This window comes from Stenotrophomonas sp. YAU14A_MKIMI4_1 (assembly GCF_003086855.1).
Taxonomy (GTDB): domain Bacteria; phylum Pseudomonadota; class Gammaproteobacteria; order Xanthomonadales; family Xanthomonadaceae; genus Stenotrophomonas.
Window position 1 is genome coordinate 3,778,288 of record NZ_CP025998.1, and the last position, 24,314, is coordinate 3,802,601.

Sequence of the window (24,314 nt, forward strand, 5' to 3'; positions counted from 1 at the left end):
TACCCTCAGGAAATGCCGGCGCCCTTGGCCTGCACGTCGGCGTGGTACGACGAGCGCACCATCGGGCCGGAGGCCACGTGGCTGAAGCCCAGTTCGTAGCCGTAGTCTTCCAGCGCCTTGTAGTCTTCCGGGGTCCAGTACTTCAGCACCGGGTGGTGGTGCGCGGTCGGCTGCAGGTACTGGCCGATGGTGATCATGTCCACGTCGTGGGCACGCAGGTCACGCATGGTGGCCTTGATCTGCTCGAATTCCTCGCCCAGGCCCAGCATGATGCCGCTCTTGGTCGGCACCGACGGGTGCTGCGCCTTGAAGTTCTTCAGCAGGTTCAGCGACCACTGGTAATCGGCACCGGGGCGCACGTTGCGGTACAGGTCCGGTACGGTTTCGATGTTGTGGTTGAACACGTCCGGCGGGTTCTGCGCCAGGATTTCCAGCGCGCGCTCCATGCGGCCCTTGCCACGGAAGTCCGGGGTCAGCACCTCGATGCGGGTGCCCGGCGACTTCTCGCGGATGGCGGTGATGCAGTCGACGAAGTGCTGGGCACCGCCGTCGCGCAGGTCATCGCGGTCAACGCTGGTCACCACCACGTACTTCAGGCCCATGTCGGCCACGGTCTGGCCCAGGCTGGCCGGTTCGTTGGCATCGGGCGGCTTGGGGCGGCCGTGGGCCACGTCGCAGAACGAGCAGCGGCGGGTGCAGACTTCGCCCAGGATCATGAAGGTGGCGGTGCCGTGGCCGAAGCATTCATGGATGTTCGGGCAGCTGGCTTCTTCGCACACCGTCACCAGGCGGTTCTCGCGCAGCTTGGCCTTCAGGTTCTGCACGGCATTGCCCGAAGGAATGCGCACGCGGATCCACGACGGCTTGCGCAGCACCGGGGCATCGGCGAACTGCACCGGCGAACGGTTGATCTTGTCCCCGCCCATCTGCTTCACGCCCACCTGCAACGGTGCGGCGGTCGGCAGGTCGGCCTGCACGATCTGCAGGGGAATGGTGCGGGCGGTGGTCTCAGTCATGGCAGTTCCGGGGGGCGGTCAGGCGGCCGCAGAAAGATCGGGCAGTTCGGGCCTGGGCTGCAGCAGCAGGCCAAACTGGCGGGCCAGGTTGTCCAGCAGCACCGGCTTGACGGCGTCCATCCCGGACGGGCCGCCCAAGTCTACCACCGAGGTCACCTGCAGCCCCTGGTAACCGCAGGGGTTGATGCGGTGGAAGGGTTCCAGATCCATGGACACGTTGAAGGCCAGGCCATGGAAGGTGCAGCCGCGGCGCACGCGGATGCCCAGCGCGGCGATCTTGGCCGCACCCACGTACACACCGGGGGCGCCTTCACGGCGCTCGGCGCCGATGTTCCAGTCGGCCAGGGTGTCGATGATGGCCTGTTCGATACGGCACACGTAGTCGCGCACGCCAATGCCCAGCCGCGGCAGGCGCAGCAGCGGGTAGACCACGATCTGGCCGGGGCCGTGGTAGGTCACCTGGCCGCCACGGTCCACGTGCAGCACCGGAATATCGCCCGGGGCCAGCACATGTTCGTCCTTGCCGGCCTGGCCGAGGGTGAACACCGGATCGTGTTCGACCACCCACAGTTCGTCGGCGTCGTCGTCCGTACGCTGGTCGGTGAAGCGCTGCATGGCGCGCCAGACCGGTTCATAGGCCTGGCGGCCCAGGTCACGGACCACCGCCGGACGCGCCGGGCGGTTTTCGGGGGCGGCGTCGGCCGGGCAGCTGGCGGCTACACCGTCCACTTCACTTCCGGGTGGCCACGCAGCGCCTCATGGGCCACGTCGTACTGTTCGCGGTTCTCGGCCTGGAACACCAGGCGAACCGAAACATACTTGCCGTTGGTCGAATGCTTCCAGCTGATGCGCTCGTTCACCACGGTGATGCCCGCGGCCTGCAACAGGCGCGGAAGCTCGTGCTCGAGGCCGCGGTTGGCGGCGCCCATGGCACTGAGCTCGAACTGACCGGGGAACTGGAAGCCGTGGTCGGGGTTGTCGGACTTGATTTCCATGGGCCCATTATCGGGCCGGAAGGCAACAAACCCAAGAGTATTCATCAAAGTCGACAGCGGCACCGGCGAGCCGCTGCGTTGCAGGGGGCGCATGTGCCGGCCGGAGCCACGCTGCTGGGCCAGCCTGCTGGGCCAGCCTGCCGGGCCGGCCCCGGCAGGCAACGCGTGCCGGCCCGATGCCGGCACGCCAGCGGCCTACTTGGCCGTTTCCATCAGGGTGGAATTGACCCAGCCCTTGTTGCCCATTTCGTCTTCCACTTCCCACATGGTGCCGTCCTTCACACCGGTGGGGTACAGCAGCATGCCCGGCTCCAGCGCGCGCACCGCCGCACCGGTGCCCTTGGCGTTGGCCAGCAGTCGGCCAGCCTTCAGCATGGTCACGGCCTGGCCGGCATTGGCAGCGGAGGCATTGGCCGGCAGGCCGCCCAGCTCGGTCACCATGGTGCTGTAGGCCTGCAGATAGGCCAGGGTGATCACCTGGCCGATTTCGGTGTTGGCGTAGCCGCCCACGCCCATCGCGCCGATGCCGCCACCGCCGAACAGGCCGCCACCGGCGCCCCAGCCCAGGTCGGTTTTCTTGGAGTTGCCTTCAACGACCGCAACCTGCTCGGAAGAGCGCACATCGGTCAGGGTCAGGGTCACATCGGCGGTCTTCCTGCGGAAGTTCAGGCCACTTACGACAGAGCCGGCCTTGCCGCCGATCAGGCCGCCCACCAGGCCACCGATGGCACTGCCGCCAGCGTTGCTGTTCTGCGAGATCAGGTCCGGCACCAGAACGTAGTCGGCGGCCCGGATCTGGCCCTTGCCGATATTGGAACGCCCGCGCAGCTGGCCTTGGCTGGCCAGCGCGCGCTCGGCCTGGGCCGCGGCCATGCCGACGCCGCGGTCGACCAGGGTGAAGCACTTGGACTTGTTGACGAACACCTTGATCAGCTTCGAAGGCGCCGGCAGCTGCTGGCCGGTCCACCAGTTCACCGCATCTTCCGATTCGATCACCGAGATGGAACCCAGCGGCTTGGTGCAGACGGGGATCTCGGCTTGGCCCTTCTTGCTCTGCTGCTGGGCAGAGGTACGGCTGTTGGCGAAGCTGTCGCGCAGGCCGGCCGACGCCGGGCCACTGACCGCGACCAGCGCAGCACCCAGCAGCACGCAGCCCAACGCAGGGGGGAGCGAATTCGATTTTTTCATTTGAGTCATCCAGCACCTCGCCGTGGGCGAAGCACATTCCATGGGTTGAGAAAGGGTCCAGGACCTGGGTCCGTTGCGACGCCCCCCTCAGGCGCCGGCGTAGGAGGTATGGCACGCCTGCGCCGCACGCTACAACCGCAGCTGACTGCCAATGCCGATGACGACACGCACGGCACACGCCCCCTGCCGGCACGCCGCCGGCGCCGCCCCCCGCCACGTATGGCTGTGCCAGTGGGACAACGTTGTTTTCGGAACAGACATGTGAGCGCCATGTGGTCGTTTCGGCGGCTGCGTGGATGTACCGTGTCGCGGCATAAAACGACAGAAGAACCCGCACCCGATGAGCTCCCCTTCCCAACACCGCCTCGCAGCCCTCGGGCTGTCGGGTCTGCTCGCTGCCACCCTCCCCCTTGCCGCCCAGGCCGCCGAACAGTGCGGCCCGGATGCCATGCGCGACCACCCGCCGCAGGTGAACTTCCGCGTGGACAACGACCTGTTCGGTGGCAAGGACCAGGACCAGGGCTACACCAACGGCGCCCAGCTCACCCTGGTCTCGCCCAACCTGGTGGACTACACCGACGACCCCTGCCTGCCGAAGCTGGCGCGCTGGGTGAACCGGCATCTGGAACGGCTGCACCCGGGTGAGTTCGAGCAGCAGAACATGATCTTCAGCCTGGCCCAGGGCATCTTCACCCCCACTGATTTCACCCGGAAGGACCTGATCGAGGACGACCGCCCCTATGCGGGCGTGCTGATCGCCAGCTTCGGCTACAACGCGCGCCGCGGCGACCGCCTGCAGACCACCCAGCTGGCGCTGGGCGTGGTGGGCCCGTGGGCACAGGGCAAGCAGGTGCAGAACGCCGTGCACGAGGTGCTGAGTGACGAGAAATTCCAGGGCTGGGACAACCAGCTGCACAACGAACCGGTGTTCATGCTGACCCACGAGCGCATGCGCCGCTGGCCGGGCGATGCCACTGAGAATGCTGGCGGCTGGGGCTGGGATGCGATCACCCACTACGGCGGTGCGATCGGCAACCTGGCCACCCACGCCAATGCCGGCGCCGAAGTGCGCTTTGGCTGGAAGCTGCCCGACGACTTCGGCAGCACCCCGCTGCGCCCGGCCGGCGAAAACACCGCGCCGACCCGCGGCGGCCGCCCGGCCGGTTGGTCGTGGCACCTGTTCGCCACCACCGATGCCTCGTGGGTGATCCGCGATATCACCCTGGACGGCAACACCTTCCGCAACAGCCACAGCGTGGACAAGCGCAACTTCGTGGCGCTGGGCGGCTACGGCCTGGCGGTGATGAAGGGACGCTGGAAGTTCGCCCTGGCCCGTTACCACAGCACCCGCGAATTCGACGGCCAGCGCGAAGCGCCGGTGTTCGGCAGCTTCACCATCAGCCGCTCGCTGTAGGCGAGTGGCTGATGGTGAAGCGGGTAGGTGCCGACCGTTGGTCGGCACACCTCGCTGTAACCGGGGCGTCATTCCGCCGGGCATGGCCCGGCGCTACCGACAACCGGGTAGCGCCGGGCCATGCCCGGCGCAAATCCACGAAAAAGGCCGGCTTTCGCCGGCCTTTTCATTCACCACGCCAGGGCGTGGATCATTCCGATTCCCACCACATCCAGAAGCTGTCCCACAGGCGCTTGAAGAAGCCGGCCTGTTCAACAGCCGCCACGGCCACCAGCGGGGCTTCCGCCACCACCTTGCCGTCCAGGGTGACCTTCACGGTGCCGATCTGCTGGCCAGCGGTGAACGGTGCTTCCAGGGTCTTGGGCACGTCGATGCTCGGCTTCAGGTCGTTGTAGCGGCCGCGCGGCACGCTCACCAGCATCGGCTGGGCCACGCCCAGCTGCACCTTGTCGGTGGTGCCCTTCCAGACCTTGTGCTCGGCCACGGCCTTGCCCGGCTCGTACAGGCGGTGGGTTTCGAAGAAGCGGAAGCCCCAGTTCAGCAGGGCCAGGCTGTCATCGGCACGCTGCTTTTCCGACGAACCACCCAGCACCACCGCGATCAGGCGCTGGTCGCCGCGCTGCGCCGAGCTCATCAGGCAGTAGCCGGCTTCGGAGGTGTGGCCGGTCTTGATGCCGTCCACGCTGCCATCGCGCCACAACAGCAGGTTGCGGTTGGGCTGCTTGATGTTGCCGACCTGGAATTCCTTGATCTTGTTGTAAGCGTAGGTTTCCGGGTAATCGCGCACCATCGCCCGGCCCAGCAGGGCCAGGTCGTAGGCGGTGCTGTGGTGGCCTTCGGCGGTCAGGCCGTGGGCGTTCACGAAGTGCGAGTTCTTCATGCCGATCTTGGCGGCGTAGCTGTTCATCAGCGAAGCAAAGGCTTCCTCGCTGCCGGCCACGTGTTCGGCCAGGGCGATGGCGGCGTCGTTGCCCGACTGGATCGCCATGCCCTTTTCCATGTCTTCCAGGCGCGCGGTCTGGTTCACCGGGAAGCCGCTGTAGCTGCCGTCGGTGCCCGCGCCGCCTTCGCGCCAGGCGCGCTCGCTCATCATCACCTGGTCATCCGCACGCACCTTGCCGTTCTTGACTTCGGCGGCGATGACATAGGAGGTCATGACCTTGGTGATGCTGGCCGGGGCCAGCTCTTCGTGCACGTTCTCGCCGGCCAGCACCTGGCCGGTGGCGTAATCCATCAGGACCCACGCCTTGGAAACAGTCGGCACCGGGGCCGGCGGCGTGGCCACGGTGGCCGGCGCAGCGGCGGCGGCAGGTGCCGGGGTGGCCGGGGTCGGCAGGGGGGTCTGGGCGGAAGCCAGACCGACCACCAGGGTGGCGGCCAGGGCAGTGGCGGCGGAACGGAAATTCATGGGACAGCAGGCTCCAGGGACGGCCAGGATGGAGGGTGGTACGAAGCGGCCATTGTAAGGCCGACGGGGCGGAGGCCGGCAGCACCGGCCCCGGTCGAATCAGTCTTTGACGATCTGCGGTGCGCCCAGGCCCAGACCGGCGATGCGCCCGACAAGTTCCGCGGCGCTGGCATGGTCGGTGGCGGGTACGCGCAGGCGGAACAGGGTCCGGCCGCCGGCGGCGATGTCGCTGATGGTGGCGCCGACGATGCCGGCCGCGTTCAGCTGGCCCATGGCACGGGTGGCGTTGTCGCGGCTGGAAAAGCTGGCCACCTGCACCATCACCGCACCCACCACCTGCTGCGACAGCGTGGGCGTGGGGGCCGGCGTGCTGCGTGCCGGGGCGGCAGCTGCGCGCGGGGCGGCGGCGGCCACGGCCACCGGTGCACGCGGTGCCGGGGCGCTGGGCGGCAGCGCGCTCACTGCCACGTCCGGCAGGGTGCTGCTGGCGGCCTGGGTGGTGGCCGGCTGGCCACGTGCGGGCATGGCATCGGCAGGCAGGCGCTGCACCAGGCGGTCGATATCGCTGGCCGGCGCGCTGCGCGCTGCTGCTGTGGGGCGTGCCGAGGCCACCGCCGTGGCGGCAGCGGCTTCGGCGGCACGGCGCTCGCGCCGCGACGGCTTCTGCGCCAGCAGGTTGCCTTCGCCCGGCTGCAGCGCGCGCACTTCCACATTGCCGGTGCCACGCTGGGTGATGCCCAGGCGCACGGCGGCGGCATAGCTCAGGTCCACCACGCGGCCATCGTGGAACGGACCACGATCGTTGACGCGCACGATCACCGATTCGCCGTTGTCCAGGTTGGTCACGCGGGCGAAGCTGGGCAGCGGCAGCGTCTTGTGTGCGGCGGTGAACTGGTACATGTCGTAGACCTCGCGGTTGGAGGTCAGGCGGCCGTGGAACTTGGCGCCGTAGTACGACGCGGTACCGCGCTCGACATAGTCATGGGTGTCGTCCAGCACCTTGTACGACTTGCCCAGCACCACATACGGCGATTTGTTGCCGATGGTCGAGCGCTCGACCGCGGTCACTTCCGGCTCGGGAATGCAGGCCACGTTGGGCACGTAGCTGGGCGTGCTGTCTTTCACCCCGGGCTTGTACAGGCCACCGGCGGTGTAGTTGCCGCGCGTGCTCAGGTCTTCGGTGGCCGCCGCATAGGGCGAACCGTCCGGGCAGTGCGCCGGGCGCCCGCCCTTGCCCTGCACCACCGTGCCCGGCACCTTGCCGCCGTGGCCGGCGCTGGGCTTGTTCGGCGCGCTGCTGCACGCGGCCAGTGCGAGTACCGCCAGTGCGGGAACCAGCCATCTGATGTTCATGCCGGGGGCAGCTCCTGTCCGGCAATGGCCTGCGACAACTGGTGCACGGCCATCGCGTACATCTTCGAGAGGTTGTAGCGGGTAATGGCGTAGTAGTTCTGGAAGCCCAGCCAGTACTGCTTGCCGGTGCTGCCTTCCAGGGTGATGGGCGTTGCGGTGGCGCCCGCCGGGACCGGCGCGCTGGGCTGGTAGCCACGCTGCGCCAGGTCGGCCAGCGACCAGGTCGGCATCCACTCGGTGGGATTGAACTCCTCGCGACCCGGCGCCAGCGTGGCCGGTACGACCACGGGGCCACCGCGCACCCAGCCACCCTTCTTCACGAAGTAGTTGGCGATGGACGAGAACACATCGTCGTAGCTGGTGAACAGGTCACGGCGGCCATCGCCGTTGCCGTCCACGGCGTAGTCCAGATAGCTGGACGGCATGAACTGGCCCATGCCCATCGCCCCGGCGTAGCTGCCCTTGAGCGTGGTGATGTCCAGCTTTTCTTCGCGGCCCAGCTCGAACAGCTTGGCCAGTTCATCGCGGAAGAACAGTTCGCGGCGCACTTCGCGTTCCAGCTTGGCCGGGTCGCCACTGCGCGGGTAATAGAAGGCCAACGTGTACAGCGCATCCAGCACGCGATGGTTGCCGGCGTTCTTGCCGTAGCTGGTTTCCACGCCGATGATCGCCACGATCACTTCGGCCGGCACGCCGGTGCGCTGCTGCACGCGGTCCAGTTCGGCACGGTGTTCGGCCAGGAACGCGCGGCCTCCATCGATGCGCGCCTTGCTGATGAACATCGGCCGGTATTCGTTCCACGGCTTCACCCGTTCGGCCGGGCGGGCCATGGCGGCAATGATGGGCTGGCGCACCTGCGCCTGGTCCAGCACGGCGCTGATCTGCTGCGGTGCCAGGCCGTAACGCTTGGCGGTATCGGCAATGAAGTTGGCGCGCGCGGTTTCAAACGGCACCGGGGTCAGATCCACCGGCGGTGCGGTGCTGGCGGCAGCTTCCGGCGCGGCTTCGGCCGGGCCCTGCGGCTTGCTGGCCGGGTGGCGCGGCGAACTGCTGGCCTGCGGAGACGACGGGGGGGACGTCGGCTGGGTCGCGCAGGCGACCAGGCCGAGGGTGAGCATGCAGGCCAGAGTGCGTCGAATCATCACCGCAGGTTAGCAGGTCATGGATGAATTAAAACCCCTAACACCATGAATCACAACGATTTGCCTGCAGGCAGACGCTTTTGTGAAAACGGTGTGAGTGACCTGCCGCATTCAGAAACAGAGGTGGCCGGTTGCGTCCCCATCCCCGCAGACGCAACCGGCGACCGGATCCGGTCGGTACCTGCGCGGCTGCCGCTCCCCAGTGGCAGTGCTCCGCGCTCCCTGTACCCGTTGGATCAGTACTGCTTTCCCGCCCGGCGCCCCTCGCGCTGCATCAGTGATGGCGCGCCGTGCCGAACGGGCCGCCATTGTGCAGGCCGATTGCGACAAGTCTATTGATCAAGATCAACATCGCGTCAAAGTGTGATTGGTCGCCCACTTTTATTGGAACTTCGTCAGCGAGCTGGTGTTCATCCGGGGTTACGCAAACGCTTACAGAAACGGGTTTGCGCAGATTCAGGTGGCGAACGCCGGGGAATGGCAGCGGTTTCGGGCGGCGCGTCGTGTCGCTATCGCCACTAGGGTTGCATCGTGCGGCGCACTTCTGACGAATTCGACTTTCAAACTTTCCTCATTGGTGCGGCGGGCGCGGCGTGCGAAACATGCGGGGCCACCGACAACGGGTGGCACGGGCTTGCAATCCCGTAGCACCAACGCGTTGTTTACGCTTGCCAGTCGGCGTCGTCTTTTCCGTGTGGGCGACGCCGGCTGGCAATCCGTCCGTGCGTCTCTGGCGGGCGGTGCGTGGGGGCCTTGTGCCCGCCGGTTCTTCGCCGTTGGTCCCCGGTATTGCAACCACGCATCGCCTGCCACCCTCGCCCTGCGTGCGGGGTGGTGGATCTGCCTGCCGCGCGAGGATCCTGCAACGAATTTGCGCAGATTCAGGCGGCGAACGCCGGGGAATGGCGGCGGTTTCGAGCGGCGCGTCCTGTCGCTATCGCCACTATGGGTGCGTCGTGCGGCGCCCTTCTGACGAATTCGACTTTCAAACTTTCCTCATTGGCCCAGCGGACGTGGCGTGCGAAACATCCCGTGCCACCGACAACGGGTGGCACGGGACTCCAATCCCGTTAACCGATGCGTTGTTTACGCTTGCCAGTCGGCGTCGTCTTTTCCGTGTGGGCGACGTCGGCTGGCAATCCGTCCGTGCGTCTTTGGCGGGCGGTGCGTGGAGGGCCTTGTGCCCACCGGAGTTCCCGCATTGGTTACCGGTATTGGAGCCACGCATCGCCTGCCACCCTCGCCCTGCGGGGTGGTGGATCTGCCTGCCGCGCGAGGATCCTGCCATGACGCTATCGCCTTACCCGTACCTGTTCGCCACCCTGGGCGACGCCGCCCATCAACTTCCGGCCGACATCGCCCGCGCCCTGGAAACCACACTGACCGCCCACCAGGCGGCCAATACCGAAGACGGCATCACCCTGCTGGGCGCCCCGCGGCGCATCCGCCAGGTGGACGCCGCCGATGGGCAGGCCTGGCAAGGGCGGCAGCACACGCCGGGGCAGTGCATGGCGCTGGCACGCATCGACCGCGCCAACAGCGGCCTGACCTTCCTGCTGGAACTGCTGCATGCCGCCGAACGCGTGCGGGTGGACGGCGACGAGGCCCAGCAACTGGGAGACGACGCCCGCGAGGGCTTGCTGCTGGCCTGCCGGGGGTTGTCCGAATACGTGGATGTGCAGTTGCGCGTGGCGTGAGCGAAACGCGTATTGGCTGTTGGCTGTTGGCTGTTCGTAGAGTCGAGCTTGCTCGACTGGTTTGCCCGGAAAGCAGTCGAGCAAGCTCGACTCTACAAGGGCAAAAGCGAAGTCGAGCAAGCTCGACTCTACAAAGGCCAAGGCGTAGTCGAGCACCATCGACGGTATGCGACGAGGGCAAAAGCGCAGTCGAGCACCGTCGTCGGTACGCAACGAAGGCAAAAGCGCGGTCGAGCACCGCGGACGGCACGCGACAAAGGCCAAAGCGCCGTCGGCGCACCATCGTCGGCACGCGGCAAGAGCCAAAGCGCAGTCGGGCACCGTCGAGGGTACGCGACGAGGGCAAGAGCGCAGTCGAGCACCATCAACGGTACCCGACGAGGGCCCTAACGCAGTCGTGCATCGGGGTCAGATCCCGTTCCCCGGAGAGAGGGATCCGACCCCAGGGGTGTCAGCCGTAGCCGCCGTGCACGGGGTTGTGGCTGCGCACGGCCATTACCAGGCCGAAGCCGGCCAGCAGCGATACGGCGGAGGTGCCGCCGTAGCTGATCAGCGGCATCGGTACGCCCACCACCGGCAGCAGGCCGGAAATCATGCCGCCGTTTACCAGCACATAGACGAAGAACGCCAGGCCAGTAGCCCCGGCCAGCAGGCGCGAATAGGAATCGCGCGACTGGCTGGCGATCCACAGGCAGCGCCCGATCACCACCAGGTACAGCGCCAGCACGGTGGCCACGCCGATCCAGCCGAATTCTTCGCTCAGCACCGAGAAGGCGAAATCGGTGGTCTGTTCGGGAATGAAGTTCAGGTGCGACTGCGAGCCTTCGCCCCAGCCCTTGCCGTCGAAGCCGCCCGAACCGATCGCGATCTTCGACTGGATGATGTTCCAGCCGGCGCCCAGGGCGTCCATTTCCGGGTCCAGGAACATCATGATGCGGTCCTTCTGGTACGGCCGCAGCAGCCAGAACCAGGCCACCGGCGCCACCGCGGCCACGCCGCCCACGCCCAGCCCCACCCACCACCACGGCAGGCCGGCCAGCAGCAGCACGAACACGCCACTGGCGGCAATCAGCACGCCGGTGCCGAAGTCGGGCTGCAGCATCACCAGGCCGGTGGGAACGCCGATGATCACCAGCGCCATCAACACCGTGTTGAAGCGCGGCGGCAACGGCATCTTGTGCAGGTACCAGGCCACCATCATCGGCAGGCTGACCTTCAGCAGTTCGGCCGGCTGCAGGTAGAAGAACTTCAGGTCCAGCCACTGCCGCCCGTACTTGCCGGTGCCCAGCACGAACACCGCCAGCAGCGGAATCATCGAGATCGCATAGATCATCGGTGTGGCCGAGCGGATGCGCAGGATCGGCACGCGCGAAATGGCCCACAGCGCGGCCAGGCCGACAATGAAGCGGGCACCCTGCGCCATCACCAGGGTGTCGCCACCGGCGCTCTTCAAGGTGGCCAGGCCAATGGCCATCAAGGCGCCCAGGGCCAGGCACAGCACCCAGTCCAGGGTGCTGAAGAAGCGGCGCAGCATGTCGCCGGCCCAGCGCAGGAACACTCTCATCGCGAAGCCTCGGCGGCAGGGGAGCGCGGCGCGCTGGGGGCGGCGGCGGCCGGTGCGGGCGGCGCAGGCGCAGGAACGGGCTCGGGTGCAGGTGCAGGAACGCCCACCAGCACCGGCAGTTCGGCCAGCAGCGCGGCGGCGGCATCACCGGCCGGGCGCGCGTTCACGTCTTCGTTGTCGAAGGCGGTGGTGCCGATGGCGGTGGTGCCACGCTCGCTGTCCAGCGGCTGCATGCCTTCAGGCATCTTGCCCAGCAGCCAGGCATCGAAGATCTTGCGCGCGATAGGTGCCGCGGCCGAGCCACCGTAGCCACCGCCTTCCACGGCAATGGCCAAGGCGATCACCGGTTGTTCGGCGGGCGCGAAGCCCACGAACAGCGCGCGGTGGCGCAGGTGCATGGGCAGGCTCTTGGGGTTCACCGCTGCGGTGCCCTTGCGGCTGATCACCTGCGCGGTACCGGTCTTGCCGGCCATGGTATACGGCGCGCCGACGGCCATGCGCGCGGCGCTGCCGCCGGGCTGCATGGTGGCCATCATGCCTTCGCGCACGGCCTGCACGTTGTTCGGGTTGGGGCTGACCGGCTTGCTCGGCCCGGCTTCGGTGGTCACCCAATCGTGGTCGAAGCCGGCGCGCTGCTGCATGACCAGATGCGGGGTGCGCAGCTGGCCATCGGCCAACGCACTGACGCCGCGCGCCAGCTGCAGCGGGGTGACCTTCCAGTCGCCCTGGCCGATGCTGATGTTGACCGTATCGCCGGGGTACCAGCGCTCCTTGCGGCTCTTGGCCTTGTAGGCCGGCGACGGCAGGATGCCGCCGATTTCGCCGGTCAGGTCGATGCCGGTCGGCGCGCCGAAGCCGTAGTACTCCATGTAATGGTCGAAGCGCTCGATGCCCAGGTCCAGCGCCAGCTTGTAGTAGTAGGTGTTCACCGACTGCGCGATCGACTTGCGCAGGTCGGTCCAGCCATGGCCGCCGCGGTGCGAATCGCCCCAGCCGCGGCTGGTGCCCGGCAGGTAGAACATGCCGGTGGACAGCACCTTGTCTTCCGGCCGGCGCACGCCCGAATCCAGGCCGGCCAGGCCGATCAACGGCTTCAGGGTGGAACCGGGGGCCACGCCACCCAGCACCAGGCGGTTGAACTGCGGCCGCGACGGGTTCTCGTTCAGCGCCTTGAAATCGGCATGGGAAATGCCGTTGACGAACAGATTCGGGTCGTAGGACGGCAGGCTGACCATCGCCAGCACTTCGCCGGTACGCGGGTCCATCGCCACGGCCGAGCCTTCCTGCTCGCCGAAGGCGGCGACCATGGCGCGCTGCAGGTCGGCATCGATGGACAGGCGCAGATCGGCACCGGACTGCGCGGCCACCCGGCCGATGGTGCGGATGGCCCGCCCCTGCACGTTGGTTTCCACCTGCTCGTAGCCGACCTTGCCGCGCAGTTCGTGCTCGTAATAGCGCTCCAGGCCGGACTTGCCGATATGGGTCAGGGCCGCATTGCCCTCGCCCAGCATTTCCAGATCCTTGTCGTCCACCCGGCCGACGTAGCCGATGATGTGCGCGAACAGGTCGCCATAGGGGTAGCGGCGGGTCAGGTAGGGTTCCAGCTCCACGCCGGGGAAGCGCCAGCGGTCCACCGCGAACCGCGCCATTTCCTCGTCGGTCATGCGCAGCTTCAGGGTGACCGGCAGGAACTTGCGGCGCGCCTTGCGCGATTTGTTGAACGCTTCCAGCTCTTCGGGGCTGATGCTGATGATCTTCGCCAGCCCTTCCAGGGTGGCGTCCATGTCCTTCACCTTGTCCGGGGTCACGTCCAGGCGGAAGGCCGGCACGTTCTCGGCCAGCAGGCGGCCATTGCGGTCGTAGATCATGCCGCGCCCGGGCACCACCGGCCGCGGTTTGATGCGGTTGGCTTCCGAACGCGTGGCGTAGATGTCGTGGTCCAGCACCTGCAGCTTGAAGTACCAGCCGCCCAAGCCGAGCAGACAGACCAGCACGCCCAGGAAGCCCAGCGCCGCGCGGCGGCGGAACTGCTCGGCTTCAGCGTGCGGGTTCTTCACCTGCCGGCGCGGAATCATGGCTCAGCGCCCACGCTTGCCGAAGCGCACCGCGTCCAGCAGCACGAACACCAGCGGCCACAGGCCCATGCCCAGCAGCGGTGCCCACCAGTACGACCACGGCAGGGTCGGTTCGTCCACCACGATGTGTACCAGCGCACTGACGATGCGGTCGTTGAACAGCAGGCCACCGATGGCCAGCATCTGCTGCGACATCGGGAAGAAGCGGATGCGGGCGCGGAAGCGCTGCAGGATGAAGGCCAGCATGACCAGGCGCAGGGCCTGTTCGCCCAGCACCCCGCCGTACAGCAGGTCGGCCACCACGCCGCTGGCGAAGGCGATGCCCAGGCCCACGCGCTCGGGGGCTTCGATCACCCAGTACGCCAGCACCAGCGCCAGCCAGTACGGGCGCAGCGGCTGCAGCAGCGCCGGCAACGGCAGCAGGCCCAGCAGCAGCGCCACCACCAGGCTGGCCGGCAGCACCCACGGGTTGTCGCGCAGGCGGCTCATCGTACGGGCTCCTGCGTGGTGGGCGCGGTGGGCGTTGCTGCAGGCGGAGCCGTCGGCGGCGGCGCAGACGAAGCCGAAGAGGGAGCAGGTGCCGGTGCCGGTGCGGCGGCGCCCGGGGCGGCCGCGGCCGGTGCGCTGCCTGCCGGCTGCGGTGCGCTGCCGGCGGGAGCGTCGGCAGCCCCCATCTGCAGGCTCTGCCGCAGCGCCTGCGGAATCCGGATCGCCGCACCCGGGCGCAGGAGAAGTACGTCGCGACCGCGATCCAGCTGCGCCGCCGGCTTCAGTTCGCCCACCAGGAAGGCGTGGGTATCGTCCGGGCGCAGGCTGGTAATGGTGCCGACCGGGAAGCCGGCCGGAAAACGCCCGCCCAGGCCGGAGGTGACGATCTCATCGCCCACTTCCACGCCCGCGCTGAGCGGAATGTCGCGCAGTTCCAGGGTATCGCCACGGCCATAGACGATCAGCCGCACGCCGTTGCGGGCCACGGTGACCGGCACGGCATGGTCGGGGTCGGTCAGCAGCAGCACGGTGGAGGTGCCACCGGTGGTGCTGATCACCTGCCCCATCAGGCCACCGGCGTCGATCACCGCCTGGCCCACGTGCACGCCTTCGCGGCTGCCGGCATCAAGCACCAGGCGCTGCTTCACCGGGTCCAGATCGATATCCAGGATCGGCGCCAGCTGCACGTCCAGCCCGCTGCGCTCGGCCACGTTCAGCAGTTCGCGCAGCTGGGCATTGTCCAGCGCGGCGGTCTGCAGGCGGGTCAGGCGCGCGTTGGCCAGCAGCAGCTGGTTGCGCAGTTCGCGGTTGTCGGCCACCAGCTGGCCATGGCTGGCCGCGCTGTCCTTCACCTGGCTGCCCAGCTTGCCGGGCAGGCCGGCCAGCGACCACACCGGCTGCACCAGGCTGTTGGCCTGTTCGCGCAGGCGCGCCAGCCAGCCGGCCTGGTCATCCAGCACGATCAGGGTGATGGCCAGCGCCAGATAGGCCAGCAGCCGCAGCGGGCTGGCGGCATCACCGGAACGGGAGGCGACGGGGGGTCCGGCGTAGGGCGGCACGTCAACGATTCAACTGGCAGAAGGCGGAAGGGAAACATGCGGGCGCCCCGCCGGTGCGGGCCGGCCCATGCGGGCAGGCCGCACCCCGGAGGGGCGCTGCGGGCGGGAGCAGCCGGGACGGCTTATTCCGGCGCAAAGAACTCGTTGCCGTGCATGTCCACCAGCTCCAGCGCACGACCGCCACCGCGGGCCACGCAGGTCAGCGGATCGTCGGCCACCTGCACGTGCAGGCCGGTTTCCTCGGAGATCAGGCGGTCCAGGTCGCGCAGCAGGGCGCCACCACCGGTCAGCACGATACCGCGCTCGGCCACGTCGGCGCACAGTTCCGGCGGGGTCTGTTCCAGCGCCAGCTTGACCGCGCTGACGATGCCCGACAGCGGCTCGTGCAGGGCTTCCAGCACCTCGTTGGAGCTGATCTTGATCATCTTCGGCACGCCCTCGGCCAGGTTGCGACCGGAGATTTCCATCTCGATCACTTCCGCCTGCGGGTAGGCGCAGCCCAGTTCCACCTTGATGCGTTCGGCGGTGGCTTCACCGATCAGCATGCCGTGGTTGCGGCGCACGTAGTTGGTGATCGACTCGTCGAAGCGGTCGCCGCCGATGCGCACCGAGGCCGAATAGACGATGCCGTTCAGCGAGATCACCGCCACTTCGGTGGTGCCGCCGCCGATATCGATGACCATCGAACCGCGGGCTTCGGTGACCGGCATGCCGGCGCCGATCGCGGCGGCCATCGGCTCTTCGATCAGGAACACATCACGGGCACCGGCTTCCTCGGCCGATTCCTTGATGGCGCGGCGCTCGACCTGGGTGGAACCGGCCGGCACGCAGACCAGCACGCGCGGGCTGGGGCGCAGCACGCGGGACTTGTGCACCTTCTTGATGAAGTGCTTGAGCATCGCCTCGGTGTAGGTGAAATCGGCAATGACGCCGTCCTTCATCGGGCGGATGGTGGTGATGTGGCCCGGGGTACGGCCCAGCATCTGCTTGGCTTCGGCGCCTACGGCTGCCACCGAGCGGGTGCCACCAATGGCACGGTCCTGGCGCACGGCCACGACCGACGGCTCGTTCAGCACGATCCCCTGCCCGCGCACGTAGATGAGGGTGTTGGCCGTGCCCAGGTCGATGGACAGGTCGTTGGAGAACATGCCACGGAGTTTCTTGAACATCTGAGGAAGGAGTCCTGAGGGGTGTCGTGCCCGCCGCGGGATGGCGAAAAAATGGGCAGAAATCGAGGCCGACAAGCCTAGCAACCCGCCTGCCGCCGAGCAAGGAAAAAACTAGCTGAACCCGCGTCTTCACAGGCTTTCGGCCTGATCGGGCATCACCCGGTTCTGGCCCTGAGCGGCACCAGCGGGTAACCTTTGCGCCGTCGGGCGCCCATGGGCGCCGTTTGCTTGCCCGCCGAAGCGGGCCGGCCCACCCCAAAATTCACCGCATAGGCTTACATCGATGTCCGCTCTGATCTGTGGTTCTCTTGCCTTCGACACCATCATGGTGTTCCCGGACCAGTTCAAGAATCACATCCTGCCGGACAAGGTGCACATCCTGAACGTGTCCTTCCTGGTCCCGCGCATGCGCCGCGAGTTCGGCGGCTGCGCCGGCAACATCGCCTACAACCTGCACCTGCTGGGCGGCGAGCCGATCCCGATGGGCACCGTGGGTTCGGATTTCGGCCCCTACCGCGAATACTTCGAAGGCCTGGGCATCGACCTGTCGCGCGTGCGCGTGATCGATGAGCTGTTCACCCCGCAGGCGTTCATCACCACCGACCACGACAACAATCAGATCACCGCCTTCCACCCGGGCGCGATGATGCGTTCGTACGAAAACCACGTGCGCGGCGTGCCGGGCGTGACCCTGGGCCTGGTCGGCCCGGACGGCCGCGAGGGCATGATCCAGAACGCGCAGGAATTCCACGAGGACGGCATCCCGTTCATCTTCGACCCAGGCCAGGCCATGCCGCTGTTCAACGGCCCGGAACTGCGCGCGTTCATCGAGCAGGCCGACTACGTGGTGGTGAACGACTACGAGTCGAACCTGCTGCAGGAACGCACCGGCTGGGATGAGAGGGAGATCGTGAGCCGGGTGAAGGCCTACATCACCACCCGCGGCCCGAAGGGCGCGGTGATCCACACCCCGGAAAAGAGCTACGACATCCCGCCGGCGCACGAGCGCCGCGTGGTCGACCCGACCGGCTGCGGCGACGCCTTCCGCGCCGGCCTGATCTACGGCATCCAGAAGGGCTACGACTGGCTGACCATCGGCCGCATGGGCAACCTGATGGGCGCGCTGAAGGTCGAGCACCCGGGCACCCAGAACCAGCGCTTCACCTTTGACGAGTTCAACGAACAGTTCAAACAGCAGTTCGGCTACGCGCTGAACGCGTAACCGAAGGCCAATGCCCTGGGTAGGTGTCGACCTTGGTCGACACGCCGGGCATGGCCCGGCACGGCGGAATGATCAGCCCTGCCACGCCGCGTGCAACGCGCGGCAATCGGCGAAATGCCAATCCGCGCGGCCCGGCCACGGGTTGTCCGGCAGGTTGACCAGCACGGTGCGCGCACCGGCGGCGCGGCCACAGTCCAGATCGTAGGCGTGGTCGCCCACCATCACCGCCCCGCCGGCGCTGGCACCCCAGCGCCGCAGATGCTGCTGCACGCCATCGGGCGAGGGCTTGGGCACCGCTTCATCGCGGCCGATGATGGCGCCATCGTCGAACAGATCCCCTACCCCGATCGAATCCAGCGTCAGCTTGGCCAGCGCATGGTCGTTGCGGGTCAGGATGCCGAGCTGGCAGCCGGCTGCAGCCAGCGCACGCAGCAGCGCCACCGCCCCCGGCGCCGGCAGTGCGCCTGCGGCCAGCGCCCGCTCATGGTCCAGCAGCCAGGCGTGCTTCTGCGCCGCCTCCGCCGCCGGCAGGCCGGCCAGGTGCGCCAGGATGTCCGCACTGGGCGGGATGCCCAGCGCGCGCTTGATGCCGTCGAAATCATGCATGGCCCCGGTCAGCGTGCCATCCATGTCGAACACCCAGTGGCGCACGGCCGACAGGGGCGCTGCCACCGTCGCGTGGGCCGTTACTTCCACCACGACGGCATGCGGCTGCTGTCCACGCCGCCGGTCTCGAACACCGCGGTGCGGGTGCCGCCGGCCTTCACCGGGAACTCGATGCTGATCGACTGGCCCTTCTGCGCCAGCTTCCACAGTGCCTTCTGGTCGGTGATGAACATCGCGATGGCCTCGTCGGTCTTCGGCCGCCACGCAGCCATCGATACCGGCTTGCCGTCGTCCACGGTCACCTTCACCGTGCACTGCGGGCAGCGGAAATCGCCGGCCTGCAGCACCAGGTAGGCGTGCCGCTTCCATTCGGGGTGGTCGCGGAACACCAGCTGCACCGGCTTGGCGCCGCTGCCATCCACGTCCACGCGTTCCTTGCTGTAGATCGACGCCGAACGCTGCACGCCCTTGCTGCCGACCGGAATCTCGTTGTACTGCCACAGCGCCTGCATGCGGCGCAGGTTGCGCGCGGCATCGGCCTTGGCCTTCACCTCATCGAAGCCGGCGGCAATGCGCTCGGCGGCGGCGGTGTCCTTGTACTGGTCCAGCAGCGAGCCGCCGTGGATGCGCGCGCGTTCCCAATCCTGCGCGGCCACGGCGGTGTCGTACTGCTTGGCCACGTCGTCGGCCTTGGCTTCCTTCTGCGCCTGCGCGGCCGCGGCCGCTGCTTCCTGCGCCTTGCGCTCTTCTTCGGGGTTGCTGCAGGCGGCCAGCGCCAGGGTGCAGGCGGCGATCAGGAACAGACGTTTCATGTGGTGGTCCTTCGTGTGTGCACAGATATGTAGAGTCGAGCTTGCTCGACTTGCTCTTCAGGAGCAGTCGAGCAAGCTCGACTCTACGAAAAAGCGCCGGGGGGTGCCCGGCGCTTCTGCTTACTTGGCTTCGGCCTTGGCCAGCATGTCCTGCACCGAGGCGGTGGTGATCGGGTGGTAACCCGGCTTGGCCTTCTCGAAGGCCTGCTTGGCGAACGCCAGGCCCTCGGGCGTCTTCACCAGTTCGGCGTAGATCGGCATGATCAGCTTGCGACGGCCCACGCGCTCGATGAACGCACCGGCCGCTTCGTTGGCCTGGGTGTAGCCGCTGCGGATGGTCAGCGGGTACCAGCGCATGGCGATTTCACCGTTCGCGGTGCCGGTGAAGTGGTAGGCCTTGTCCAGCGCGGCCAGCTTGTCCAGCGGCAGGGTGGTGCCCAGGCCGTCGATGAAGCGCACCCATTCCTGGGTACCCCATTCGGCGGTGACCTGGCTGCCCGGCAGGCTGCCGGCGCCGGAGAAGGCGATGCGCGCGGCATCGACGCTGCTGAAGTTGCGCGACTGCGCCTTGGCGGCGAACGCCGGGATGCCCGGCTCGTCCAGCCATGCCTTCAGTTCGGCTTCGCTCACCGCCGTCGGGTTCTTCGGCAGCAGGTTCTTCTTCAGGTACTCGACGAACTGGTCGGTGTTGGCGCTCTGGAAGGCATGGTCATCGAACCAGCCACGCAGGAACGGATCGAAGGTTTCGCGGCCGAAGCGCTGTTCCAGGAACTCCAGGAACCAGGAACCCTTCACGTAGGCCACCTGGCTGAGGGCTTCGTCGGGGTCACGCTCGTTCAGCGGCGGCAGTGCCAGGGCCTGGTCGGCCGGGCTCATGTCCTTCACTTCGGCCAGCAGGTCGGTCTGGTCGATCTGCTTTTCCATTTCGGCCATTTCCTTGCCGTACAGGGCTTCGGTAATGCGCCCCTGCACGTAGGTGGTGAAGCCTTCGTTCAACCAGATGTCCTTCCAGCTGGCGTTGGTGACCAGGTTGCCCGACCAGCTGTGCGCCAGTTCGTGGGCCACCAGCGAAACCAGCGACTTGTCGCCGACGATCACGGTGGGGGTGGCGAAGGTCAGGCGCGGGTTTTCCATGCCGCCGAACGGGAACGACGGCGGCAGCACCAGCATGTCGTAGCGGCCCCAGCGGTATTCGCCGTACAGCTTTTCGGCGGCACCGATCATCTTCTCGGTGTCTTCGAATTCCTTGGCGGCCTTGTTCACCATGGTCGGCTCGGCCCAGACGCCGGAGCGGCCGGAAATCGGCTCGAACACCAGGTCACCGGCGGCGATGGCCAGCAGGTAGGACGGAATCGGCTGCGGCATCTTGAAGGTGTAGTCACCATCACGCGCGGTCTTGGGATCGTTGTCGGCGCTCATCAGCACCATCACGTCCGGGCGCGAGACCACGTGCGCGCTGTAGGTGAAGCGCACGCTGGGGGTGTCCTGCAGCGGCACCCAGGAACGGGCGTGGATGGCCTGCGACTGGCTGAACATGAAGGGCAGCTTCTTGCCCTCGGTCATCGACGGCTCCAGCCACTGCAGGCCCGAGGCGGTCGGGGCGGTGTGGTAGCTCACTTCCACCTTGGCCGGCTGGGCCGGGGCTTCGATGGTCAGCTTGCTGCCGAACACCTTGTCGACCGGGGCCAGTTCGAACTTAAGCGGGCTGCGCGCGCCGTCGGCGGCGATGGCCTCGACCTTGGAAACGCTCAGCTCACGGGTGTCCAGCACCAGCTGCTGGGCGTCCTTCTGCTTCCATTCCAGGGTGTAGGTAGCGGTGCCGCCAATCTGCTTCTGGTCGAAGTCCAGCTTCAGATCCAGCGCGATGTCCTTGATGACGACCTTGTCCGGCTCGGCATAGGAGCTTTCGTCGTGGCTGCGGTTTTCGGCGTTCACGGGGGCGGCGGGGGCCTTTCCGGCAGTCGGGGCGGCGGCGGGCGCGGCCGCCTCCTGGGAGCAGCCGGCGGCCAGGGCCACGGCCAGCGGAAGGAGCATCAGCGGATTACGCATGAATCGGGACCGTTACGGGGATCAAACCCCAATGGTACCTCCCTCCGGCCCCGCAGGCGTTGCGCGATGCGGGGTAAGGCCGGCCGGGGGCCCGCCCTGCGGCGTTGGTAGGTGCCAACCTTGGTTGGCACGGATCCATCCACGCGTGCTGCAGGCCCGTGCCGACCAAGGTCGGCACCTACCAGGGCAGGGCTTACAGCTTGTAACCGGAATGGATCGAAACGATGCCGCCGGTCAGGTTCTTGTAGTGGCAGCGCTCGAAACCGGCCTGCCCCATCATCGCCTTCAGCTCTTCCTGCGGCGGGTGCTTGCGGATGCTTTCAGCCAGGTACTGGTAGCTGTCCGAATCGTTGGCGAACAGCTTGCCCAGCTTCGGCAGGATCCTGAACGAGTGGAAGTCGTAGATCGGCTTGAACCAGTCGGCAGTGACCTCGGAGAACTCCAGCACGCGGGCCTGGCCGCCCACCTTCAACACGCGGTACATCTCGCGCAGGCCGGCATCCTTGTCGGTCACGTTGCGCAGACCGAAGGCGATGGTGACCAGATCGAAGCTGTTGTCCGGGAACGGCAGGGCTTCGGCGTTGCACTGCACGTAGTCCAGGCCCAGCACCAGGCCGCGGTTGGTCAGGCGGTCACGGCCGACCGACAGCATGCCGGCGTTGATGTCGCCCAGCACAACCGAGCCCTCGGCGCCCACGCGCTCCTTCAGCAGGGCGGCGATATCGCCGGTGCCGCCGGCCAGGTCGAGCACGCGGTCGCCCGGTTTCACCTGCGCGGTGGCTACGTAGTAGCGCTTCCAGGCCCGGTGCACGCCCAGGCTCATCAGGTCGTTCATCAGGTCGTAGTTGCGCGCGACCGAAGTGAACACCTGCCCGACCAGCTTCTGCTTGTCCTTGGCGTCGACGTCGCGGAACCCGAAGTGGGTGGTACCGGATTTGTAGGGGGATTCGCTCATGGCCCCGATTATCGCACCGCTGGGGCCGCTGCGGGGCAACGGCGCCGTATCATGGCCGGCCATGACCCACCGGAGCCCCGCATGATCACCACGCCCGACTACCAGGCCCTGCTGCAGACCGCCATTGCCGAAGCCCGCCAGGGCCTGGCCGAAGGCGGCGTGCCGATCGGCGCGGCGCTGTACCACAACGATGGCCGCCTGCTGGGCTGCGGCCACAACCGCCGCGTGCAGGAAGGTGACCCGTCGGTGCACGGCGAAACCGATGCCTTCCGCAAGGCCGGCCGCCAGCGCCGCTACCAGGACACCATCATGGTGACCACCCTGGCCCCGTGCTGGTACTGCTCCGGGCTGGTGCGCCAGTTCAACATCGGCACCGTGGTGGTGGGCGAATCGCGCACCTTCCAGGGCGGCATCGACTGGCTGCGCGAGAACGGCGTGAACGTGATCGACCTGGACAGCCAAGAATGCGTGGATCTGCTGGGCGGTTTCATTGCGCAGCATCCGGACATCTGGAACGAAGACATCGGCGAATAAGCCGCCGCGCCGTGAAGGCGCTGCACGCTTTATGAATTCTTCAGCGCCGGCACCGCCTTGTGCCGGCTGCGTCTGCGGCGTTGCGTGCGCACTGCTGCACAGTCAGCCACGTCAGTTGCACACACGCCACTAACATCGCGTGCACGCAAGGGGCCTACGGTGGAATGCACCGGGGCCCGTTGCTCCGGCGGAGCCAGCCGATGAGCGCGCACGCCGCACCTTCCCTGCCCGACCACCCGGCCCTTGCCGGCATCCGCGAACGCCTGCGCCAGCAGTTCGCGCTGCACCGCCGTGGCGCGCCGTTCTGGGCTGCCTACCAAGGCCTGCAGCTGGAAGTGATGCGCGAGCACCCGCGCGATCAGGTGCAGCTGTGCAATGCCATGGCCGACATGGCCGAAGCACTGGGCGCGGTGGAGCATGCGCAACTGCTGGATGCGCACACCGGATGCACGCCGCACTGACACTGCATGCACCGGCAACCCACGACACTCGGCATCAGCCCCCACTCCCTTTCACCTTCTGCCCATTGGATCGTCATGCACGCTGAAGTCCCCACCATTCCCCCGGTCATCAATGTCGACGCCGAGCTGGACCACTGGCGCCGCCAGCATGCCGATGGCGCGCTTGCGCACAACTCGTTCGGTTCGTACGTGCCGTGGGTCAAGTTCGCCTGCGATTCGCTGATCACCCAGCCGCGTGCCAGTGATGCGCAGCGCGACGAGATGTTCCAGACCCAGTACGCCCTGCAGATCATGCCGCGCCTGACCGAGGCGCAGGCCCGCGAGTTCGTCGAACGCTGCTGGCAGCACGTCTACCAGAGCAGCCCGGTACGCAGCCAGCAGGCGCCGCGCCTGCGCGCCTGAGCCGCGCTGCTGCACGGCCCGTGCACGGGCCGCTGCCGATCATCCGCGTCATTCCCCTGGAACGACCCCGATGAGCGCACGCAACCTGTTCAACACCCTGGCCAAGAAGGCCTCCGCCGCGGCCGGCTCGCCGTGGACCTTCCTGACGGCGATCAGCATCGTGGTGCTGTGGGGTATCAGCGGCCCGGTGTTCGGCTTCAACGACACCTGGCAGCTGGTCATCAATACCGGCACCACCATCATCACCTTCCTGATGGTGTTCCTGATCCAGCACACGCAGAACTCTGATACCGCAGCGATGCAGATCAAGCTGGACGAGCTGATCCGCGCCACGGCCGATGCCAACAACGAGTTGCTGGATCTGGAAGAGATGGATGAGGAGCGGCTGGAGGAGATCCGCGCCGAGTACGAGCGCATGGCCCGCGAGGCGGGTGACGCGCTGGCGCGGGTGCGCGCATGCCGCGTTCCCCCGCGCGATGATGAAGCCGTGTAACGCCCGCGCCTGCAATCCCGCTTCGGTAGATGCCAACCTTGGTTGGCATGCTCTTCAACGCCCGCGCCCGCAATCCCGCTTTGGTAGATGCCAACCTTGGTTGGCATGCTTTTCAACGCACGTGCCTGCCACGTGCCTGCGTTGTGCCAACCAAGGTTGGCACCTACCAGAGCCAAGGCAACCTCGCGCTGCCTGCGCTGGGCCGTGCCGGG

23 protein-coding genes are annotated in these 24,314 nt (G+C 67.4%); 7 read left to right on the forward strand and 16 right to left on the reverse strand.

The window, feature by feature from the left end:
- Window positions 1-5: 5 nt before the first annotated feature.
- The 4 genes from lipA to C1931_RS17065 form a co-directional block, all read right to left on the reverse strand.
- Window positions 6-1,016, reverse strand: a complete 1,011-nt coding sequence (lipA, locus tag C1931_RS17050) for a lipoyl synthase (protein ID WP_108750508.1) — start codon at window positions 1,014-1,016, stop codon at window positions 6-8.
- 18 nt (window positions 1,017-1,034) lie between these two features.
- Window positions 1,035-1,745, reverse strand: a complete 711-nt coding sequence (lipB, locus tag C1931_RS17055) for a lipoyl(octanoyl) transferase LipB (RefSeq protein WP_108757182.1) — start codon at window positions 1,743-1,745, stop codon at window positions 1,035-1,037.
- Window positions 1,733-2,011 (reverse strand): DUF493 family protein, encoded by a 279-nt coding sequence (locus C1931_RS17060; RefSeq protein ID WP_108750506.1) that lies wholly within the window; start codon window positions 2,009-2,011, stop codon window positions 1,733-1,735. Before C1931_RS17060 ends, lipB begins: the two co-directional genes overlap by 13 nt.
- Before the next feature lie 195 nt (window positions 2,012-2,206).
- A complete protein-coding gene (locus tag C1931_RS17065) occupies window positions 2,207-3,199 on the reverse strand; it encodes a CsgG/HfaB family protein (RefSeq protein ID WP_108757183.1) in 993 nt (330 codons plus the stop codon).
- Window positions 3,200-3,539: 340 nt separating this feature from the next.
- Here C1931_RS17065 and C1931_RS17070 point away from each other — a divergent pair, with 340 nt between their 5' ends.
- A complete protein-coding gene (locus tag C1931_RS17070; protein WP_108757184.1) occupies window positions 3,540-4,613 on the forward strand; it encodes a lipid A deacylase LpxR family protein in 1,074 nt (357 codons plus the stop codon).
- Between the two features lie 190 nt (window positions 4,614-4,803).
- Here the strand turns inward: C1931_RS17070 and C1931_RS17075 are convergent, their stop codons facing one another.
- The 3 genes from C1931_RS17075 to mltB all read right to left on the reverse strand — a co-directional run bounded on the left by C1931_RS17075 (window position 4,804) and on the right by mltB (window position 8,516).
- Window positions 4,804-6,021, reverse strand: coding sequence for a D-alanyl-D-alanine carboxypeptidase family protein (locus tag C1931_RS17075; protein WP_108754177.1), 1,218 nt, complete (start codon window positions 6,019-6,021; stop codon window positions 4,804-4,806).
- 99 nt (window positions 6,022-6,120) lie between these two features.
- Complete coding sequence (locus C1931_RS17080) at window positions 6,121-7,374, reverse strand: septal ring lytic transglycosylase RlpA family protein (protein WP_108757185.1); 1,254 nt, start codon at window positions 7,372-7,374, stop codon at window positions 6,121-6,123.
- Complete coding sequence (gene mltB / locus C1931_RS17085) at window positions 7,371-8,516, reverse strand: lytic murein transglycosylase B (protein ID WP_108754179.1); 1,146 nt, start codon at window positions 8,514-8,516, stop codon at window positions 7,371-7,373. Before mltB ends, C1931_RS17080 begins: the two co-directional genes overlap by 4 nt.
- A 1,286-nt stretch (window positions 8,517-9,802) precedes the next feature.
- Here mltB and C1931_RS17090 point away from each other — a divergent pair.
- Window positions 9,803-10,213 (forward strand): hypothetical protein, encoded by a 411-nt coding sequence (locus tag C1931_RS17090; RefSeq protein WP_108757186.1) that lies wholly within the window; start codon window positions 9,803-9,805, stop codon window positions 10,211-10,213.
- Between the two features lie 451 nt (window positions 10,214-10,664).
- Here the strand turns inward: C1931_RS17090 and rodA are convergent, their stop codons facing one another.
- From rodA to C1931_RS17115, 5 genes are all read right to left on the reverse strand, one after another.
- On the reverse strand, window positions 10,665-11,777 hold the full coding sequence (gene rodA, locus C1931_RS17095) for a rod shape-determining protein RodA (protein WP_108754183.1): 1,113 nt from the start codon (window positions 11,775-11,777) through the stop codon (window positions 10,665-10,667).
- Window positions 11,774-13,852 (reverse strand): penicillin-binding protein 2, encoded by a 2,079-nt coding sequence (mrdA, locus tag C1931_RS17100; RefSeq protein WP_108757187.1) that lies wholly within the window; start codon window positions 13,850-13,852, stop codon window positions 11,774-11,776. The genes rodA and mrdA overlap by 4 nt, the downstream gene beginning before the upstream one ends.
- Window positions 13,853-13,855: 3 nt before the next feature.
- Window positions 13,856-14,341, reverse strand: a complete 486-nt coding sequence (gene mreD / locus C1931_RS17105; RefSeq protein WP_005419400.1) for a rod shape-determining protein MreD — start codon at window positions 14,339-14,341, stop codon at window positions 13,856-13,858.
- A complete protein-coding gene (gene mreC / locus C1931_RS17110) occupies window positions 14,338-15,399 on the reverse strand; it encodes a rod shape-determining protein MreC (RefSeq protein WP_108757188.1) in 1,062 nt (353 codons plus the stop codon). Before mreC ends, mreD begins: the two co-directional genes overlap by 4 nt.
- Window positions 15,400-15,521: 122 nt before the next feature.
- Window positions 15,522-16,568 (reverse strand): rod shape-determining protein, encoded by a 1,047-nt coding sequence (locus tag C1931_RS17115; RefSeq protein ID WP_005419402.1) that lies wholly within the window; start codon window positions 16,566-16,568, stop codon window positions 15,522-15,524.
- Between the two features lie 283 nt (window positions 16,569-16,851).
- Between C1931_RS17115 and C1931_RS17120 the strand changes: the two genes are divergently transcribed.
- A complete protein-coding gene (locus C1931_RS17120) occupies window positions 16,852-17,790 on the forward strand; it encodes a carbohydrate kinase family protein (protein ID WP_108757189.1) in 939 nt (312 codons plus the stop codon).
- Window positions 17,791-17,862: 72 nt separating this feature from the next.
- On the opposite strand, the gene C1931_RS17125 is transcribed toward C1931_RS17120, so the two are convergent.
- The 4 genes from C1931_RS17125 to ubiE all read right to left on the reverse strand — a co-directional run bounded on the left by C1931_RS17125 (window position 17,863) and on the right by ubiE (window position 22,212).
- Window positions 17,863-18,489 (reverse strand): HAD-IA family hydrolase, encoded by a 627-nt coding sequence (locus tag C1931_RS17125; RefSeq protein WP_267895957.1) that lies wholly within the window; start codon window positions 18,487-18,489, stop codon window positions 17,863-17,865.
- Window positions 18,477-19,208: a hypothetical protein gene (locus C1931_RS17130; RefSeq protein WP_108757190.1), complete on the reverse strand. Its 732-nt coding sequence runs from the start codon at window positions 19,206-19,208 to the stop codon at window positions 18,477-18,479. Before C1931_RS17130 ends, C1931_RS17125 begins: the two co-directional genes overlap by 13 nt.
- A 120-nt stretch (window positions 19,209-19,328) precedes the next feature.
- Window positions 19,329-21,257, reverse strand: a complete 1,929-nt coding sequence (locus C1931_RS17135) for a M1 family metallopeptidase (RefSeq protein WP_108757191.1) — start codon at window positions 21,255-21,257, stop codon at window positions 19,329-19,331.
- Window positions 21,258-21,450: 193 nt separating this feature from the next.
- A complete protein-coding gene (ubiE, locus tag C1931_RS17140) occupies window positions 21,451-22,212 on the reverse strand; it encodes a bifunctional demethylmenaquinone methyltransferase/2-methoxy-6-polyprenyl-1,4-benzoquinol methylase UbiE (protein WP_108750494.1) in 762 nt (253 codons plus the stop codon).
- A gap of 81 nt (window positions 22,213-22,293) precedes the next feature.
- Between ubiE and C1931_RS17145 the strand changes: the two genes are divergently transcribed.
- The 4 genes from C1931_RS17145 (at window position 22,294) to C1931_RS17160 (ending at window position 24,102) form a co-directional block, all read left to right on the forward strand.
- Window positions 22,294-22,746 (forward strand): nucleoside deaminase, encoded by a 453-nt coding sequence (locus C1931_RS17145; RefSeq protein WP_108750493.1) that lies wholly within the window; start codon window positions 22,294-22,296, stop codon window positions 22,744-22,746.
- A gap of 200 nt (window positions 22,747-22,946) precedes the next feature.
- The gene (locus tag C1931_RS17150) at window positions 22,947-23,207 is read left to right on the forward strand and encodes a hypothetical protein (RefSeq protein WP_108757192.1); all 261 of its coding nucleotides are present in this window, start codon (window positions 22,947-22,949) and stop codon (window positions 23,205-23,207) included.
- A gap of 75 nt (window positions 23,208-23,282) precedes the next feature.
- The gene (locus tag C1931_RS17155) at window positions 23,283-23,609 is read left to right on the forward strand and encodes a hypothetical protein (RefSeq protein ID WP_108750491.1); all 327 of its coding nucleotides are present in this window, start codon (window positions 23,283-23,285) and stop codon (window positions 23,607-23,609) included.
- A 70-nt stretch (window positions 23,610-23,679) separates the two neighbouring features.
- On the forward strand, window positions 23,680-24,102 hold the full coding sequence (locus C1931_RS17160) for a low affinity iron permease family protein (RefSeq protein WP_108754189.1): 423 nt from the start codon (window positions 23,680-23,682) through the stop codon (window positions 24,100-24,102).
- The last annotated feature ends 212 nt before the right edge of the window (window positions 24,103-24,314 follow it).